This is a genomic window from Hydrogenophaga sp. (assembly GCF_030656115.1).
Lineage (GTDB): Bacteria > Pseudomonadota > Gammaproteobacteria > Burkholderiales > Burkholderiaceae_C > Hydrogenophaga.
Genome location: NZ_JAUSOO010000141.1, coordinates 1 through 17,373, shown reverse-complemented (window position 1 = coordinate 17,373; position 17,373 = coordinate 1). Strand labels below are relative to the sequence as shown.

At 62.1% G+C, this 17,373-nt stretch carries 12 protein-coding genes and 1 pseudogene; 2 read left to right on the top strand and 11 right to left on the bottom strand.

All coding sequences use genetic code 11. The annotated features are described in order from the left end of the window. Positions 1-11: 11 nt before the first annotated feature. On the bottom strand, positions 12-1,115 hold the full coding sequence (locus Q7J58_RS18695) for an AI-2E family transporter (RefSeq protein WP_304831128.1): 1,104 nt from the start codon (positions 1,113-1,115) through the stop codon (positions 12-14). Positions 1,116-1,262: 147 nt separating this feature from the next. Between Q7J58_RS18695 and purM the strand changes: the two genes are divergently transcribed. Then, the gene (gene purM / locus Q7J58_RS18690) at positions 1,263-2,300 is read left to right on the top strand and encodes a phosphoribosylformylglycinamidine cyclo-ligase (RefSeq protein ID WP_304831127.1); all 1,038 of its coding nucleotides are present in this window, start codon (positions 1,263-1,265) and stop codon (positions 2,298-2,300) included. A gap of 19 nt (positions 2,301-2,319) precedes the next feature. Here purM and Q7J58_RS18685 read toward each other — a convergent pair whose 3' ends face one another. The 5 genes from Q7J58_RS18685 to murJ all read right to left on the bottom strand — a co-directional run bounded on the left by Q7J58_RS18685 (position 2,320) and on the right by murJ (position 7,028). Next, positions 2,320-2,952 carry an NAD-dependent dehydratase gene (locus tag Q7J58_RS18685; RefSeq protein ID WP_304831126.1) on the bottom strand — a complete coding sequence of 211 codons (633 nt, stop codon included), beginning with the start codon at positions 2,950-2,952 and terminating at the stop codon, positions 2,320-2,322. A gap of 67 nt (positions 2,953-3,019) precedes the next feature. Then, positions 3,020-3,982, bottom strand: a complete 963-nt coding sequence (locus Q7J58_RS18680) for a PA2778 family cysteine peptidase (RefSeq protein WP_304831125.1) — start codon at positions 3,980-3,982, stop codon at positions 3,020-3,022. Beyond that, positions 3,979-4,371, bottom strand: coding sequence for a PA2779 family protein (locus Q7J58_RS18675; RefSeq protein ID WP_304831124.1), 393 nt, complete (start codon positions 4,369-4,371; stop codon positions 3,979-3,981). Before Q7J58_RS18675 ends, Q7J58_RS18680 begins: the two co-directional genes overlap by 4 nt. A gap of 194 nt (positions 4,372-4,565) precedes the next feature. Next, positions 4,566-5,423, bottom strand: a complete 858-nt coding sequence (locus Q7J58_RS18670) for a tetratricopeptide repeat protein (RefSeq protein WP_304831123.1) — start codon at positions 5,421-5,423, stop codon at positions 4,566-4,568. A 39-nt stretch (positions 5,424-5,462) separates the two neighbouring features. Then, positions 5,463-7,028, bottom strand: a complete 1,566-nt coding sequence (murJ, locus tag Q7J58_RS18665; RefSeq protein ID WP_304831122.1) for a murein biosynthesis integral membrane protein MurJ — start codon at positions 7,026-7,028, stop codon at positions 5,463-5,465. A gap of 165 nt (positions 7,029-7,193) precedes the next feature. On the opposite strand from murJ, the gene rpsT reads away from it, so the two are divergent. After that, a complete protein-coding gene (gene rpsT / locus Q7J58_RS18660) occupies positions 7,194-7,493 on the top strand; it encodes a 30S ribosomal protein S20 (protein WP_304831121.1) in 300 nt (99 codons plus the stop codon). Positions 7,494-8,029: 536 nt separating this feature from the next. On the opposite strand, the gene Q7J58_RS18655 is transcribed toward rpsT, so the two are convergent. The 5 genes and pseudogenes from Q7J58_RS18655 to Q7J58_RS18635 all read right to left on the bottom strand — a co-directional run. Continuing rightward, complete coding sequence (locus Q7J58_RS18655; protein ID WP_304831120.1) at positions 8,030-9,214, bottom strand: EAL domain-containing response regulator; 1,185 nt, start codon at positions 9,212-9,214, stop codon at positions 8,030-8,032. Beyond that, complete coding sequence (locus Q7J58_RS18650) at positions 9,211-13,677, bottom strand: response regulator (protein ID WP_304831119.1); 4,467 nt, start codon at positions 13,675-13,677, stop codon at positions 9,211-9,213. The genes Q7J58_RS18655 and Q7J58_RS18650 overlap by 4 nt, the downstream gene beginning before the upstream one ends. Next, positions 13,674-14,759, bottom strand: coding sequence for a chemotaxis-specific protein-glutamate methyltransferase CheB (gene cheB, locus Q7J58_RS18645; RefSeq protein ID WP_304831118.1), 1,086 nt, complete (start codon positions 14,757-14,759; stop codon positions 13,674-13,676). Before cheB ends, Q7J58_RS18650 begins: the two co-directional genes overlap by 4 nt. After that, positions 14,756-17,083: a hybrid sensor histidine kinase/response regulator gene (locus Q7J58_RS18640; protein ID WP_304831117.1), complete on the bottom strand. Its 2,328-nt coding sequence runs from the start codon at positions 17,081-17,083 to the stop codon at positions 14,756-14,758. The genes cheB and Q7J58_RS18640 overlap by 4 nt, the downstream gene beginning before the upstream one ends. Positions 17,084-17,116: 33 nt before the next feature. Beyond that, positions 17,117-17,373 (bottom strand): annotated as a pseudogene (locus Q7J58_RS18635) (chemotaxis protein); the annotation flags it as partial.

The following is a 17,373-nucleotide window of genomic DNA, read 5'->3' as shown; positions in this document are numbered from 1 at the left end:
GGAGGTGGTGCTCAAGCGTCATCCTTTGGCAGGTCTGCGACCGGGTGCGCCGGTTGGTCCAGATACAGTTTGCTGGCCATATAGCCGTGTTGGGCGCGTCGAATCGCCACCAACAGGACCGCGCTGGCGGGCAACGCAATGAGCACACCCACAAAACCAAACAAGTGGCCAAACGCCAGCAAAGCAAAGATAACGGCAATGGGATGCAGGCCAATGCGCTCGCCCAGCAGGCGGGGTGTGAGGTACATGCTCTCAATCACCTGCCCCACCAGATAAACCATGCCCACCAGTGCCACGCCCAGCAAGCTCTGAAACTGCAGCAAGGCCGCCAGCAACGCCAGCACCAGCCCCAGGCCAAAACCCAGATACGGCACGAACACCGCCAGTCCGGTGAACACACCAATGGGCAACGCGAGCTTGAGGCCCACCAAGGCCAGACCCACCGTGTAGAGCACCGCCAAAATGCCCATGACGAGCAATTGACCGCGCAGGTACTGGCCCAGCACCTCGTCGGTTTCGTCCAGAAAACTTTGCACGTTGGCGCGCCAGCGCGGAGGAATCAGCGACTTGGTGCGGTCCACCAGGTTGGCCCAGTCCAGCAACAGGTAATAGGCCACGATGGGCATGAGCAGCAAGTTGCCAAACACCGCCGCCAATGCGCTGCCCCCAATGCGCAGGGACGAAAGCAGACCGTCAATGAGTTCACTTTCGTGCCCGGTGATGAGCTTTCCCAGCCATTCGCGCACCAGATTCACGTCCACCTGCAAGTCAATCCCAAAGCGGGAGGCCACCGGCAGCAAGGCTTTGTTCAAGCCGTCCAGCAAGGCCGGGACCTGCTCGCGCAGCAGCGGCACTTGCTTGGTGATCACAGGCACGATCAGCAGCAGCACCGCCAGCAGCACCAGCATGAGTGCAGCAATGGCCAGACCCGCACCCAGCCAGCGCGGTACATGCCGGGCGTGCAGCCGCTCCACCAGGGGCTGCAGCGCATAGGCCAGCACGGCCGCCAACAAAAAGGGCATGAGCACCGGCGACAGCAGCGACAGCAGCAGCCAACTCACGACAGCGATCGCGACCCACAGTGCGGCACGGATCTGGTTGGGGGTCAATGGCATGGGTAGGTGCGTCAGGGTGAAATGGGTCGCGGGGGCAAACCCTTAAAATCTGGGGCAAATTCTATCGGGCCACACTCAGGGTACCCGAAAGTCTTCTCCATTCTGTCCCAACGACCCGCCCGGCCCCGCCGCCGTGCCTTGCCCTCCATGACCCAAAGCACCACCCCCCTCTCGTACAAAGACGCTGGCGTTGACATTGTTGCTGGCGACGCGCTCGTCGAACGCATCAAGCCGCTGGCCAAAAAGACCCTGCGCGAGGGCGTGCTGGCCGGCATTGGCGGCTTTGGCGCGCTGTTTGAAGTGCCCAAGCGCTACCGGGAACCGGTGCTGGTGAGCGGTACCGACGGCGTGGGCACCAAGCTCAAGCTGGCGTTTGAATGGAACATGCACGACACCGTGGGCATCGACCTGGTGGGCATGAGCGTGAACGATGTGCTGGTGCAAGGCGCCGAACCGCTGTTTTTTCTGGACTATTTCGCCTGCGGCAAGCTCGACGTGGACACCGCCGCAGCCGTGGTGGGCGGCATTGCCCAGGGCTGCGAACTGTCTGGCTGCGCCCTGATTGGCGGCGAAACCGCTGAAATGCCTGGCATGTACCCCGCAGGTGAATACGACCTGGCCGGCTTTTGCGTGGGCGCGGTCGAGAAAAGCAAGATCCTGACCGGCCAGAACGTGAAGCCTGGCGATGTGGTGTTGGGCCTGGCTTCGCACGGCGTGCACTCCAACGGTTTTTCGCTGGTGCGCAAATGCATCGAACGCGCGGGTGCCAACCTGCCCGCCACACTGGACGGCCAACCGTTCAAGCAGGCCGTCATGGCACCCACCCGCCTGTACGTGAAGAACGTGCTGGCCACGCTGGCCAAGCACCCGGTGAAGGCCCTGGCCCACATCACCGGTGGCGGCCTGCTGGAAAACATCCCACGCGTGCTGCCCGAGGGCACCGCCGCCCACCTGAAGAAGGGCAGCTGGCCACAGACCGAGCTGTTCGCCTGGCTGCAGGCCACGGCCGGCATCGACGACACCGAGATGAACCGCACCTTCAACAACGGCATCGGCATGGTGGTCGTGATCGCCGCTGAAGAAGCCGCTGCCTGCGCCGCCACGCTGCGCGAGCTGGGTGAGACGGTCTATGAGATCGGCACCATTGGCGAGCGCGGTGACGGCGCTGCGGTCACGGTGGTCTGAAACAGACCCGCAGCCCGGGTTACAGCAACTGCTCAGACATCAGCACCTGCACGCCCGGCACGGCTGCCAGTGCCGCCTGCAGCAGGTGGTGCGCGATGCAATCGGCCGGCACCACCCGGTAGCGCCGGGGCAGCAACGGCTGCAGCCACGTTGAAAGACGCACCGCCAGCTGCTCGGCGGGCCTTGCTTGTCGGCGTTCACCACCGATCAGGCCGGGCCGCACCAACGTGAGCGAGCGGTAACCCAAGACTTGCAAATCCTGCTCCAGTTCGCCCTTGGTGCGCGAATAAAACACACGGGATGCCGGGTCGGCCCCCAGGGCCGAATTGAGTGCGTATGCCTTTGCGCCTTGGCGCAGCGCCAGCCGCGCCACCTGCAACGGGTAACCGTGGTCTACACGGTAAAACGCGGCCTGCGAGCCGGCCGTCTTGATGGTCGTGCCCAGCGTGCAGACCACTGCGTCCACAGCCCACCAATCGGCGTTATCGGACAAATGGTCAAAGTCCACCAGCGGGTTGAGCAGCTTGGGGTGCGGCGGCAGAGCGCTGCGCGTGGGCGCCACCACTTGGCGCACCCGTGCATCGGCCAGTGCCTGCTGCAGCACGCAGTGCCCCACCAGACCCGTGGCACCCACCAGCATCAAACGTGACATAGAACGCTTTCTTGTGCAAAACGCGCATTGTGGCGGTACCGCCAAAACCACCCCCAAACAGCGGCATTCAAGGGCGCTGTGCCTCAATCTTGCCCAGCAGCGCGCGGTAGCCCGGCAAACGGGGACCGCCCAGCGCCACGGCCGTCAAGGCCGCATGGTGTGCAGCATCCAGCTGGCCCAGTTCCAGCCGCACCTGTGCCAGGTTGTTCCAGGCGTCGGCAAAGTCTGGGTGTGCCAAGGTGGCGGCCTCAAACGCCTGCGCAGCATCTTCGCGGCGGCCCAACGCATAAGCGGTGTTGCCCAGGCCCAGCAGACTGGTGCGGTGCCCAGGCCAGGCACCCAGCGCGGTCGTGTAGGCGGTTTGGGCGGCTTGCGCGTCCACCCGCTCCAGCGGGGCCACGGCGCTGGCCCAGGCATCGGGCAGTGCGGTGACGGGCAACTGGTTCGGCAAGCTGACCCGAAAGGCCCAGTGGTCGGACCGCGCCCAGGTGTGCTCGAAGGTGGACAAAGGCATGCTCAGGCGGGCCGTGGTGCCCGAATGCAACAAAATCTCTCGGCGCTCGCGGTCAAAACCCACCACCACCGCGTAATGCCACATGGGCGAAATGGGCAGTGCCAGATTTTGCAGCACCAACACCGGATGGCCACTGGCCACCTCGGTCAGCAAAGCCTGCAAAGTGGGCACCAGCGGATAGGCCACCAGACCCTGGCGGCGCGCAGCGGCCAGCATTTCCAGCTGCAAGGCACCTTGGCGCCCAGGCAGATACACCTGGGACGTCAGCGCTTCAGGCGTCACCGATTTGCCCGCCGCCTGGGCCACCATGGCCAGCGTAGCGGGGCCGCACAGGTGGTCGTCCTGTGGGTGAAAAGGCACCTGCGCCAGCAACACCCGGTCCGGCAGTTGCTCGGGCCACTGCCGCTCCAACTGCGCCAGTTGAGGCGGTGTGGCACACCCCCCCAACAACAGTGCTGCACAAAGCAGAACCCCCGCCAAGGCGGGGGTGGCATGGCGAATTCGCCAGACGCTCATCGAATGCTGCGCGTGAACGGGAACACTTTGGTCAGGCCCATGATGTCGGTCACCAGCAGGACCAAAAACACAGTGAACAGCACACCCACCACGCCAGCACCGGCCGGTGCCTGGTCCACACGGTCGGCCAGTTGGGCCACTTCGGCGTCCGACAGAGCTTGCACACGGGCCATCGCGTCGCTGGCGCTCACACCCTGCGCCTGCAGCGACGTCTGAACGTCGTCGCGAGAGAAGAATGCGGTGACGCGCTCGCGGTCGGCATCGCCCGCTGCTGTGACCATCGATTGCTCGGTAGACACCATGGAGGCCTGGGCCGTGAGGGGAACACCAGCGAGCATGACGCAAGGAATCATGACGGCGGCAACGAGGCGATAGAGTTTTTTGAGCATGGTTGTGGTTCTCATAAAGATGGACTTTGCTGCATGAAAAACACAGCGCCGGTCGCATTGTTGAAGGGCTTGAGGCTCTGGGTCGATGCCCGTTACACCCCCACGCATGAAGCGCTCAAAATGCAAAAAAGTCCGTTCGTTGGCGCACAAAGGGCTCACGAACCAGCCCTTTGCGTGCGCACGCTGGGTTGAAGTCAGTTCAAAGCGCGGCGCAGTTCCTGCAGACGTTGGCCAATGGCATCGCGATCCAGCGCGTCGTCGGTCTGTGCCATGTAGGTATCGAGATCGGCCACAGCCAGCCGGTTGTCACCCATTTCTGCCCAGGCCAGGCCGCGGTCGCGGTATTCGGTCCAGGCGTCGGGTAACAAGATGAGCAAGCGGTCCAGCACCGCAATGAGGCGCAGCCAGTCTTCTTGCGTGCGGTGCACTTCCTTCAGATTGCGCAGCATGCGAGCCAAAATATCGCGCGGGGTTGCCGCCTGCAGATAAAGACCCACGGGCACATCGAAATCGTCCACCAAGCCATTGCGGCGCTTGTAAGGCTCCAGCCGTTCAGACAAATCTTCCCGGCTCAACGACTGCCCGGTGAACGGATCGATCACGGCCTGTCCATCAGGCAAGTTCACCTTGACCATGAAATGCCCGGGGAAGTTGACACCACGGGCCTTGAGCCCCAGCCCTTGGGCCAGCTCCAGCCACAAGACGGCCAGCGTGATGGGGATACCACGGCGTGTGCGCAGCACCACGTTCAGGTAGCTGTTGTCGGGGTCGTAGTAGTTGTTGACATTGCCGCCAAACCCCATATCGCGAAAGAAGAACTGGTTGAACACACGCAGACGCTGCAGGGGATCGGTCACATCACCGCAGCGCCGACGGGCGCGTGCCAGCAACTGGTCCACGTCGCCCAACACCTGCTGCACGTCCAGGTCGGGGTACTCGTCTTGCGCGATGGAGGCGGCCGCCTCCATCAACGGCAAGCTCTCGTCGTCACGCACCAGCGCAGCAAAATAACCCAGCGGGGTGGGCACGGTGAAGTCAAAAACAGAGGACATGGATGCAACGCCGGTGGGCGCCATGAAGCCGCAATGGACTTATTTTCGGACGAACTGGCGCAGATTCAAACCCGCCAGCAGCAAGACCAGGAAATACACCGCAGCCCCACCTGCCACACACAAGGCCAACAAACCCACACGCAGCAGAGCCTGCCCTTCAAAGCCCAACCAGGGGAACTGAGCAGCTGCCCACATCAAAAACACCGCCAGCAACGCACTGGCAGCCACCACTTGCAAACCCAAGCGAGCCCAACCCGGGGTGGGCGTGTAAGCACCGCGCCTGATCAGGCCGATGAGCAACCACAAGGCGTTGACCATGGCGCCCAGCCCAATCGCCAGTGCCAGCCCAGCATGGGCCAGATACGGCACAAACAGCAGGTTCATGCACTGCGTCAACACCAGCACCACAATGGCAATCTTCACCGGCGTGCGAATGTCTTGGCGCGCATAAAAACCGGGTGCCAGCACCTTGATGGCGATCAGGCCCAGCAAGCCGGCTCCATAGCCCATCAGCGCCACCGACGTTTGCTGCACATCGGCCGCCGTGAAAGCACCGTAGTGGTACAGCACCGCCACCAGCGGTTTGGCAAAGGTCAGCAAGGCCACCGCACAAGGCACCGCCAGCAACACCACCAAACGCAACCCCCAATCCAGCAAGCCGCTGTAGCGCACGGCATCGTCGGCCGCCTTGGCCGCAGCCAGCTGCGGGAGCAACACCACGCCCAACGCCACGCCCAACATGGCGGTGGGAAATTCCATCAACCGATCGGCGTAGGTAAGCCAGCTCACACTGCCCGTCACCAGATGGGAAGCGATCTGTGTGTTGATCAGCAGCGAAATCTGGGCCACGCTCACACCCAGCAACGCCGGCAGCATCAGGGTGGTGACGCGGCGGGTGCCCGGGTGGTTCCAGGCCGCCTTGAGCGATGACCAGCGCACGCGGATACGCGGCAACATCCCCAGACGGTGCAGCGCCGGAATCTGCACCGCCAGCTGCAACGATCCACCCAGCAGCACACCGCCGGCCATGGCGTAGATGGGCTCAATGCCCAGGCTTTCAAACCAAGGCGCGCCCCAGTACGCGGCGGCAATCATGGCCACATTGAGCAGCACCGGTGTGGCGGCCGGCACGGCAAAGCGTTTCCAGGTGTTCAAAACCCCGGCCGACAAGGCCACAAAGGACATGAAGGCGATGTACGGGAACATCCAGCGTGTCATGAAAACAGCCGCCTCAAAGCCCTGCGGACTTTGCTTCAAACCGCTGGCCATGGCCCACACCAGCACCGGCGCACCGGCCACTCCCAGCACACAGGTGATCGTTAATGCCCAGGCCAACACCGTTGCAATCTGGTCCACCATCTGGCGGGTCGCCTCATCGCCCTCTTTTTCGCGCACACCGGCCAGCACCGGTACAAAAGCCTGGCTGAACGCCCCTTCGGCAAACAGACGGCGCAGCAAATTCGGGATGCGAAAAGCAACGTTGAACGCATCGGTGAGCGCACTGGCGCCAAACGTGGCGGCCATCAACAGCTCACGCACCAAGCCGGTGATGCGTGAAACCAGCGTCAGCAAAGAAACAAGGGAAGCGGATTTGAACAAGGTCACAGACGAAGTGTACCCAGACCCACACATCCACTTTCAGCCCGCCCCTGGACAGAGAAGGCATGCGATGCGGCGGCTGACAGAGATCAGCCGAAAGATTGCACAGCAGAACATGCTAGAATTTTTGGCTTTGCTGGCATCATCCCCAAACATTCAAGGAAAATTACCATGGCAACCAAGCCGAAGAAAAAAAACCCCCGTCTGGCGTCTGGCCGTAAACGCGTTCGCCAAGACGTCAAGATCAACGCCGCCAACACCTCGCTGCGTTCCAAGTACCGCACCGCCGTGAAAAACGTCGAAAAGGCCGTTCTGGCCGGCGACAAGACCAAGGCAACCGAACTGTTTGCCAAAATGCAAAAAGTGGTGGACATCGTTGCCGACAAAGGCATCTTCCACAAAAACAAGGCTTCTCGCGACAAGAGCCGCCTGTCCAGCAAAGTCAAAGCACTGGCCCTGGCCTCTGCCTGATCCCATCTCGGCCTGATCGCTCAGGCCAACAGCCCGGACCTGCAAAGGTCTGCCGTTTGAAAACGGTGCGCTGCCAGCAAAAAATTCGACATAGGATGCAGCCATTATCGGCTGCACCCCTGCCAAACCGCCCGACCTGCAGATCCGCACCGGGCGGTTTTCGCGTTTAAGGTCAGGGCCGTCTTGGCAACCCCAGTCCGTCAAAGTACGCAACCGTCAGCACGCTGTTGAGCAGCTTGACACTGTTTCGCCACCATTGACCGCCGTCCAATTTCTACGGATTTAGACCGCCGGTAACAGGCGACAAGTGACCACACCAATTGATTCACTGGGGCACTTACAGAGGGAAGCGGTCGTGAGGCGCAATGCCTGCAAGCATGACAAAGACAGTCAGACAGTCCGTTGATCCGGGCGTTGGGACTGGACCACTGCTGAGAGCGGTTGCTTAATGAGTACACGTACCGATCACTCGCAGATATTGCATTGCTTTTGGTCTAAACGGCTGGAGACTGTCTTGAATGGTCACGGCCTCGAAGTCAAAAATTGTCGTAACGCTCTTCCCACTCCTCTATCCAGCACGGCAGGGCCGCCGCCATCATGGGCTTGGCGATGAAATAACCTTGCGCCGTGTCACAACCGGCGCTGCGCAGGAAGTCCCAGTCTTCCCTGTCTTCCACACCCTCAGCCACCGTTTTCATGCCCAACTGTCTGCCCATGCCAAGGCTCGCATCGAAAAGTGTTCGAAGCGACGGGTCACGGCCAACGCCGTGAACAAAGCTCTTGTCCACCTTCAATTCATCAAAAGGGATATCGCGCAGTTGGGCCAGCGAAGAATGCCCGGTGCCAAAGTCGTCAATGGACAGACTGATGCGCTTGAGCCGCAATCGGGTCAGGATGTCAAGTGCCATCAACGGGTCACTCATCAACTGGCTCTCGGTCACCTCCAAAATCAGACTGGTCGGGGGCACACCTGCCTCAAGCACCTTTTGTGCGACAAAATCGGGAAAATCCAAGGAAATGAGGTTGTCCATCGAGACATTCACCGCAACGCACAGCTGGAGCCCGGCATCCTGCCAGATGCGCGCCTGCCGCAAGGCGCCGCTGAGCACGACGCGTGTCAGGTCGTCAATGAGTCCGGTTTCCTCCGCCAAGCCGATAAATTGGTCCGGACAGACCAGACCATCCACCGGATGGCGCCAGCGCACCAGTGTTTCGACGCCCGTGACGATACCGGACACCAGGTTGACCTTGGGCTGATAATAATTGACCAGTTCGTCACCGCTGATGGCTTGGCTTAACGCCTCGCGCGAATAAGTCTTGCCGGCGCTGGGCCATTTCGCGGCAGGCCGCTGGTGGTACTTCAGCACCTGTTGCAATTGCTCTGGCGATACCGGCTTTTTCAGGGCGCCCAGCACATTGAGCCGGTGCGCCTTGGACAGTTTTTCGGCCGTTTGCAGGATGCGGGCATCTTCGCCGCTGACCAGCACCAGCGCGCCCGCATAACTGAGGCGCACCAACTGGCGAATGAATTCCACGCCGTCCATGCCGGGCATTTGCAGGTCACACAGGATCAGGTCGAACGCCTGGGTGTCACATTCAAGCAGGGCCACGGCATCCGTTGCGTGCTCATGGGCCACGACATTGCCAAATCCGAAATTCACCAACAGGCGCGTGTGCAACTTCAGCGCAAAACGATCGTCGTCAACCAATAGAACTTTCATTTTTTTTCCTCCCTGAGAGATTGTTCGCAGTCCACCAGGATCAAGCTGATTGCAGCCTCCACCATCGTCAGGTGGGCTTTGAATTGCACCATGGTTTTTTCGATAGCCTTCAAGTCGTCTGTCTTGCCCAAGTTCTCCAGTTCGGCGCACAGGTCCCCCAATGCCAGTGCCCCCACCGCGCGCGACGAAGACTTGAGCTTGTGGGCGAGGGCGCCAACCTGGCGCGAATCACCAGTTGCCAGGAGCACGCTCATATCTTCCTTGATATCCCGGGACGCGGCCAGGAAATCGGTCAAGAGTTCGCTCACGATGACGGGGTCATCACCCACCAAGGCCTCCAGCATGGTGACATCAATGATGGATTTGTCGTGCACCTGTTTTTTCTTGGCAAGGGCAGCGCGTGTGGTCGAGTCGCTGCCTTGGGGCATCCATTTTTCCAGCATGACCCGCAACGCGGCAAGCTGCACTGGTTTGGTCATGTATTCGTCCAGCCCGGCGGCGCGCGCACGACTGGCCTCGCCGCGCAGGGCGTTGGCGGTAAGCGCCAGTATGGGAACACGGCTGCGCCCCGCTTCTTCACGGCGGATGGTGTCGGCCAGGGTGTAACCGTCCATTTCCGGCATGTGCAGATCGGTGAGCACCAGGGCGTAACGCCCACCGCGCCATAACCTCAGCGCTTCAACGCCGTTGCTGGCGATTTCTGCCGCGTAACCCAGCAGCGCAAGTTGCCGCAGAATGACTTTCTGGTTGATCTCGTCGTCTTCGACCACCAGAATCAGGCGGCCTTGGGAACGGGCCTCGGCGATGGTTGGTGGCTCCACTTCGCCAACGGTGAATGTCTCGGCCTTTTCCTGGAAAACCTCGGGCGAGGCTCGGCCCGCAGCCACCGCCACGGCGCTCAACAAGGCGAGCCGCCGCAAGGCATTGCCGTCAAGTGTGACCACGCTGGACGGCTCCACCCGCGCACGTCGGCGCACGCCGCGGGTGATGAGCAACTGGCGCACCTGCGGCATGGCTGAAAAGGCAGAAAGTGCTGTCACATTAGGGACGTTAGGGGCTTCCAGCACAACCACCACCGGTTCAGCCAGCGGTGTGGCGAGTCTGTGCACCGCAGCCATATCGCTCGCCACGTAGACATCAGCGCCAGCGTGTGCGAGATACCTGCGAAGATCGTCGGCATGGAGATCCGGGCTCTCCAGCAGGATGCAGGTCAGACCGGAAAGGTCCGGCTGGCTGCGCACCGGCTGCCCGGCGGACAACTCGAAGGGCAGGATGACGGTGAAGGCGGAACCCGAACCCAGCGTGCTCTCCACACCAATCTCACCCTGCATCAGGTCCACCAGCCGCTTGCAGATGGTCAGCCCCAGGCCTGTGCCGCCATAACGCCGGGTGGTCGATACCTCGGCCTGGGAAAAGGGGGTGAAGAGTTCAGCCAGCGTGGCGGGCGACATGCCGATGCCGTTGTCGGCGATGCGCAGGGCCAGGCGCAAGGGAGCGGTTTGCGCCACCTCCAGCCGGACCAGGACGCGCCCGCGTTTGCCGGGCTGCCCGCCTGAAAACTTGATGGCGTTGCCCAGCAGGTTGTAGAACACCTGACGCAAGCGAACATCGTCGGACAAGACCTGCTCCGGAACCTCCGGCGCTACAAACAGCGTCAGTTCGACCCCTTTGCGCGACGCGACTGGCACCAGCGAATTGCACAGGCCTTCGAGCACCTCGGCCATGCAAACCGGTTCGCGTTCCAACGCCAGCCGGCCGGCCTCGATCTTGGAAAAATCCAGGATGTCGTCGATGATGCGCAGCAGGGCGTTGGCGGAATCCCGGATGGTGTTGACCAGATCGGACTGATGCGCCGTCAGGCTGCTTTGCGCCAGCACATCCACCATGCCAATGACACCATTCATGGGGGTGCGAATTTCATGGCTCATGGTCGCCAGAAAGGCAGACTTGGCCAGGCTCGCGGCGTCGGCCGCACGCCGGGCCTGTTCCAAGTCAGCGGTGCGTCTGACCACCCGTTGCTCCAGGGTCTCATTGAGTTGCACCAGCGCCGCCTCGGCTTGTTTGCGTTCGGTAATGTCCTCCTTGATCGCCAGGTAATGGGTGATGTGGCCATCGGCATCATGTACCGGTAACACATAGATGGATTCGACATAGTGGCTGCCGTCCTTGCGCCGGTTGACGAACTCACCCTTCCAACGTTCATCGCGCAGCAGATGCGCCCACATGTCTCGGTAAACTTCAGGGGGCGTTTTACCGGAATCAAGGATGCGTGGGTTTTTGCCGATCACCTCTTCACGGCTGTAACCGGTGACATTGACGAAGCCCTCGTTGACGTATTCGATGTTGGCATCCAGGTCGGTGATCACGATCGAATTGGGGCTTTGCGCCACTGCCAGAGACAATTTGCGCAACTCGTCTTCTGCCTGTTTGCGCCGTGCCTCGATGCGAAGATTTTCCAGCGCATAACCGATGTCCCCGGACATCTCGTTGAGCAACTTTATTTCTTCGTCATCGAACACATTCTTTTCAGAGGCATAAAGCGCAAAGACACCAAAGGGTCGTCCATCGAACAGCAGCGGCAGCACAGCCACTGAAAGGTAGCCCATACGCAAGGCCGCGGCGCGCCATGGCGCCGTGCGCGTATCACGGGCAATATCGTTGCAGACCGTCAGCGCCATCCCGGTCAGGGCCTGCGTGGTCAACGCACAGCTTCCAGGAATGCCTTCACCCGCCACCAAATTGAACTGCTCCAGGTAGCCATCGCAACGACCAGCCTTGGCCACCGGCGTGACCTCCAGGCTGTCGGCATCGAACCGGCCGATCCACGCAAAGGCAAACTGGCCTTCTTCCACCGCGATGCTGCAGACTTCCCTGAACAGTTCGACTTCGTCCCGGACGCGCACAATCGTGGTGTTGATGCCGCTGAGCACCGCGTAAATGCGGTGCAGGCGCGCGATCCGTGCCTCGTGTATCTTGCGCTGCGTGATGTCACGCGCGATGGTGGACATGTACGCCGCCGCCCCATCCATACCTCTGTGGGCCAGAATCACCTGAAGCACCGGGATCTCGCGGCCATCCGCTCCGAGAATGGCCGTTTCCCCGCTCCAGCAACCATGGCTGATTGCGTGCGGAATACCTTCTTCCTGCACCAGCTTGCCCGCCCATTCCGGATGGACATCCTGGATACGAAGCGCAGATAAGTCTTTATCTTCAATCCCCATCATGCGCAGGCCAGCCTGATTGGTATAGAGCAGCCGACCATCCGGTGTCGCCGTGCCCACCAGATCGGGCGTCGCCTCGATGATCGCCACCAGCCGGGCTTGTTCCTGTTCGATGCGTTTTCTTTCCCCGATCTCGGCCGTGAGCCTGGCGGTGCGCTCCGCGACCTGCTGTTCAAGATGCTCGTGCAGTCGCGCGCGCTCCAGCGCGACCGCCACTTGGTTGCCAACGCTGTGCAAGATTTTCAGCTCAGCCTCGCTGAACAACTTGTTGGCGTAACCAGCCAGGTTCATCACGCCCAGGGCGTGATCATCGCCAAGCCACAAGGGGATGGAGGCATGGCAGCACAGGCCGAGTGTTTCGTCCTTTGCCCTGGCAAGCCGCTCACATTGGATGATGTTGGTGCCTGAGGCAAGCGCGCCATTGATCAATTGGCGCCGGCAGGCGCAGTCGCCCACAAAGGCTTCCGGACCATTCAACGCGGGCGGCAGACCGCAGGCGGCGGCAACGTAGAAGCTGCTTTCGCCCCGGCGCAGAAAGATCCATCCGGCATGGATGCCCGGCAATTCCATCGCGCGCTGCAATGCCATCTCGGCCACCTCTCTTTCGGTGACGACGCTGTTGAGGCCTTCCGCGATGCGGTTCAAGCCCTGCAGCACCTGGTTGGAGTGCGCCAGTTCCGTCTCACGCTGCTTGAGTTCTCTGTTGACATGAACGGCCTGTTCGTAGGTCGATATCAGCAGGTCCAGAATCTGCTGGCGCTCGGCCGTGATGGCGTGCTTGTTGCCACCCAGATTGATTTCCAGCGCCATCTGCATGCGCTGGTTGGCGCGCAACTCGGCGTTCATCAGAAGGTAATTGATGCGCGACAACAGGTATTTTTGATCGTAAGGCTTGCGGATGAAATTGTCGGCGCCACATTCCAGCCCGCGGATGACGTCATCAGGATCGGACAGCGTGGTCACCAGCATCACCGGCAGGTGCTTGAGCTTGTCGTCGGACTTGATCGCCTTGCACAGGCCATAGCCGCCCAGCTCGGGCATGTTGACGTCGCTGATGACAAGGGCCGGTTGGTGCAGCGCCAGTAGCGCCAGCGCCTCGCGGCCGTTGGTGGCGGCCGTGACCTTGTAGTGGTTCTGTTCGAGCAGGTAGATCAGTTGCGCCGCCTGGGTCGGACTGTCCTCGGCAATCAGGATCTCGATTTTGTTGTTGACAAGGTCGTTGATCTTGGGCTTGGTATTCATGGCCCGCTCCCTCCTGCTTTGCGCACTAGATTGGTCAACACCGCGGCAATTTTCGCCGACGGCAGTATCAAAGTTGCTGCATCGATCTGGATGGCCGCGCCCGGCATGCCATGCACCACCGAGCTTTCCTTGTCCTGGGCGAAGGTCATGGCACCCAGGTCGCGCAGCACCTTGAGTTCGTCGGCACCGTCACGCCCCATGCCCGTGAGCAGGCCGGCCACGGCATCACGGCCATAGACTTCGACCACCGAACGCAAGAGATAGGAAACCGACGGCCGCAAGCCGTTCTCGGGCGCATCTTTGGTCAGGGTGATTCTTCCACCGCGCGCCACCCGCATCTGGAATTCATCGGGGGCTACATAGACATGGCCGGGACGAAGCTGCTCATCGTGCGCGGCGAGATGCATGGGCAGGCTGGAGGTTTGTGCCAGCCACTGGACGAAGCCCTGTGTGAAGCCGCTGGCCATGTGCTGCACGATCAGGATGGGCACCGGAAAATCCGCCGGCAGCGCGGCAAGCAGGGTTTGCAGCACCGGCGGACCCCCGGTCGAGGCACCGATAGCGACGAGCTTGACCTTGGCCTCAACCTGAGCGCGCTGCACCTGCGCGGCCAGCGGAAGTTGCGGCTTGCTGCCTGCGCGCAGCGTGCGCCTGACCACCTTGATCTCGGACATCAGTTTCACTGTCTGGACCAACTCCTTGGTGGTGGTCTCATGATCAGGATGGCCAATGCCCGCCGGCGGGCGCAAAGCGGCCACAGCGCCTGCCTCGATGGCGCGAAATGTCGTCGCGACGTCGCGCGGGTCCGTGCTCCCGCTGACGATGACGATGGGCGTGGGGTGCGTTTCCATGATCCGGCGCGTGGCCTCGAGGCCGTCCAGCCTTGGCATATGGACGTCCATGGTGATCACATCAGGCCGTTTTTTCGCGACGGCCTCGAGCGCTTCCATGCCGTCGTTAGCGGTGCCGATAACTTCAATCGCGGGGTCAGCGCCGAGAATCCGCACGAGAAACTCGCGCACCACGGGCGAGTCCTCTACGATCAGGAGCTTGATCTTGGGTTTGTCTTTCCACGCGTTCATATCAGCCGACCCACGATTTCCAACAGATTGCTCTGGTCGAAGCTGCGTTTCACGACATAGGCGTTGGCGCCGACATCGATGCCGCGCTCGCGGTGCTCGCGCGACTCGAGCGCCGTCACCAGCACGATTGGCAGGTGTGCCAGGGCTTTGTCCGCGCGCAGCTTCGCAGTGAGGTCGAAGCCGTCCATGCGCGGCATCTCCACGTCAGACACCAGCAGGTCAAAGCTTCCGCTCTTGAGCGTTGTGTACGCCTCGACCCCGTCGACCGCGGTGGTGACCTTGTAGCCCGCCGATTCGAGGATGTTCTTGATCAGCGCGCGCGAAGTGATCGAATCCTCGGCGACCATGATTGAGCGCTGCGCCGCCGCCTGCGGCTCGTCGCTCGCACTTGCAGGCGGACGTGCCGCCGGCCCCAGCGCCGACTGCAGCAGATCGGGCACATGCAGAACCGCCACCACCTGGCCCGTGCCGAGCACACTGGCGCCGGCCAGGTTGCGCACGCGCGCAAGCTGCGGCCCGAGGCTCTTGACCAGTACCTCCTGCTCCGCCAGCACCGCGTCCACCCGGAAAGCGATGCGGCCAGACCCGCGACCCAGAACCACCACCTGTCCGCTTTGTGCCGGCTCCTGCGCCAAACGCGGGATTTCCAGCACATCGGCCAGATGGGCCAGCGACAGCGCCTGCCCGTCGAGCATGATGGTTTCGCGGTTCTCCACCGTGCGAACCTCCTTGTCCGCGACCAGCGCCACCCGCTCTACGCCGACGGCCGGAATCACGAACACCTGGCCGCCAGCACGGACCAGAACACCCCTGAAGGTGGCCAGCGTCAGCGGCAGTACGATGCGGAAAGTGGTGCCCTGGCCCGGTTGTGATTCGAGAGCGATGGTGCCGCCCAGGCGTTCAACTTTCTCGCGCACGATGGCCAGCCCCAGACCCCGGCCCGAAAGCTCGGTGACGATGGGGCTGGTGGACAGACCGGACCGGAACACCAGCGCCAGCACCTGGCGTTCATCCAGTGTGCCAAGTTCCTCCGCAGATAGCAGACCGAACTTCAGCGAAGCAGCCTTGACTTTCGCTAGATCGATACCGGCTCCATCATCCGTGACCATGATTTCGATCTTGCTGCCGCTTTCGTGGGCGACGGCGATGGTCAGCGTGGCGTGCGCCGGCTTGCCTTGTCGCTCGCGCACCGCCGGCGGCTCCACGCCGTGATCGATGCAGTTGCGCAACAAATGGTTGAGCGGATCCTTGATCTGCTCAAGAATCCGCCGGTCGACTTCGATTTCTTGGCCGCGCAGCACCAGCTCCACCTGCTTGGCCTGATCGCGTGCAAGCTCACGTGCCAGCCGAGGAAAGGCCTCAAGCAAGGACGATAACGGCAGCATGTGCATTTCCCGGACGTCGTGCAGGAGGCCGTCCACCATGGCACTCAGGGCGCGATGATCGCTTGCGGCGGCGCTTTCGAGTTTCGCCAAGCGGTCCTCGAGCAGTTTCATCAGCGGCGGCTCGGCGTCCAGATACTCGAGCAGCTTCGCCAGATCTCGCCGCTCCGTGGTCGTGCCGCGCACCCGTTCGGCCCCGACGAACGCGCGTTCCACCGTCCGCATGGCTGGCCGAATCCTGGCATGTAGTTTCTTCCAGGCGCCCAGAGCGGCCCCAAGCTCCCGTAGCTCCCGCGCCCGTTCATCCGCTGCCAGGCGCGGCGCCAGCAGCTCCTCCGTTTGCCGCATCACCGAATCGAGCTTTGCGGTCGTCACCCGGATGGTTTCGGTACTGCGGCTGGAAACCCGCGGTCCGGCGCCGGGAGCGAAATTAGCGTCTGCTTCGACGGCTGCTGCGGCAGGCAGGGAAGCGGCGTCCTCAGCCACAGCGGGCGTCACAACGGGCGCCATCGTCGGCGCCACAACGGGTGCGCCGCGCATAGCATCGTCGAGCCGGCGCAGCAGCGCCGCGCCCACCTGCTTCTGCGCTTGTGCAGGGGCCTTCCCGGCGCAGGCCAACAGCCCGCCGAGGGCCTCCAGCGTCTGATGCAGCAAATCGAACAGCAGTGGCGTGGCGGCCAATCGCTCGTTCTTGAGTCTGTCGAACACGCTCTCCAGCGCATGGCACAGCGCTTCCATTTCCGCGAGATTGACGGCACGTGCGGCGCCCTTGAGGCTGTGTGCTTCGCGGTAGATAAGCTCCATGCCTTGCGCGCGCTGCTCACCGGCAGGCATGGTTTCGAGGGCGACCAGTCCCGAGGACATCGCCTGGATGTGCTCGTCCGCCTCGAGACAAAATATCCCGAGGAGCTTTTTCAGGAAATCGTCCTTGTTCGTCGTCATGGTCTTAGCTTGCCTCGCTCCGGTTCATGTTCGTCAGGCTTTGCTGCCGATCATGGAGCCCAACTGCTGACCCAGTTCGTGCAGGCTGTGTGCGGCGGTCTCCGCTTGGCGGGTGCCGCCAACGTTCTGCAGGCTGGCCTGCTTGATGTTCTCCATCGCCTGCGCCACCTGGTCCATGCCCACCATCTGCTGCTGGCTCGAGGCGGCAATCTGGGTCGCCGCCTGCGCCGCCTCGCTCACGCTTTCGGCCAGCAGCCGGATCGACTCGCCGGCTTCGCCCGACTGCTTCA

Bases quoted from the DNA above. Each gene is read 5' to 3' on its own strand.
- Q7J58_RS18695 (WP_304831128.1), bottom strand. From the start codon at position 1,115: ATGCCATTGACCCCCAACCAGATCCGTGCCGCACTGTGGGTCGCGATC.
- purM (WP_304831127.1), top strand. From the start codon at position 1,263: ATGACCCAAAGCACCACCCCCCTCTCGTACAAAGACGCTGGCGTTGAC.
- Q7J58_RS18685 (WP_304831126.1), bottom strand. From the start codon at position 2,952: ATGTCACGTTTGATGCTGGTGGGTGCCACGGGTCTGGTGGGGCACTGC.
- Q7J58_RS18680 (WP_304831125.1), bottom strand. From the start codon at position 3,982: ATGAGCGTCTGGCGAATTCGCCATGCCACCCCCGCCTTGGCGGGGGTT.
- Q7J58_RS18675 (WP_304831124.1), bottom strand. From the start codon at position 4,371: ATGCTCAAAAAACTCTATCGCCTCGTTGCCGCCGTCATGATTCCTTGC.
- Q7J58_RS18670 (WP_304831123.1), bottom strand. From the start codon at position 5,423: ATGTCCTCTGTTTTTGACTTCACCGTGCCCACCCCGCTGGGTTATTTT.
- rpsT (WP_304831121.1), top strand. From the start codon at position 7,194: ATGGCAACCAAGCCGAAGAAAAAAAACCCCCGTCTGGCGTCTGGCCGT.
- Q7J58_RS18655 (WP_304831120.1), bottom strand. From the start codon at position 9,214: ATGAAAGTTCTATTGGTTGACGACGATCGTTTTGCGCTGAAGTTGCAC.
- Q7J58_RS18650 (WP_304831119.1), bottom strand. From the start codon at position 13,677: ATGAATACCAAGCCCAAGATCAACGACCTTGTCAACAACAAAATCGAG.
- cheB (WP_304831118.1), bottom strand. From the start codon at position 14,759: ATGAACGCGTGGAAAGACAAACCCAAGATCAAGCTCCTGATCGTAGAG.
- Q7J58_RS18640 (WP_304831117.1), bottom strand. From the start codon at position 17,083: ATGACGACGAACAAGGACGATTTCCTGAAAAAGCTCCTCGGGATATTT.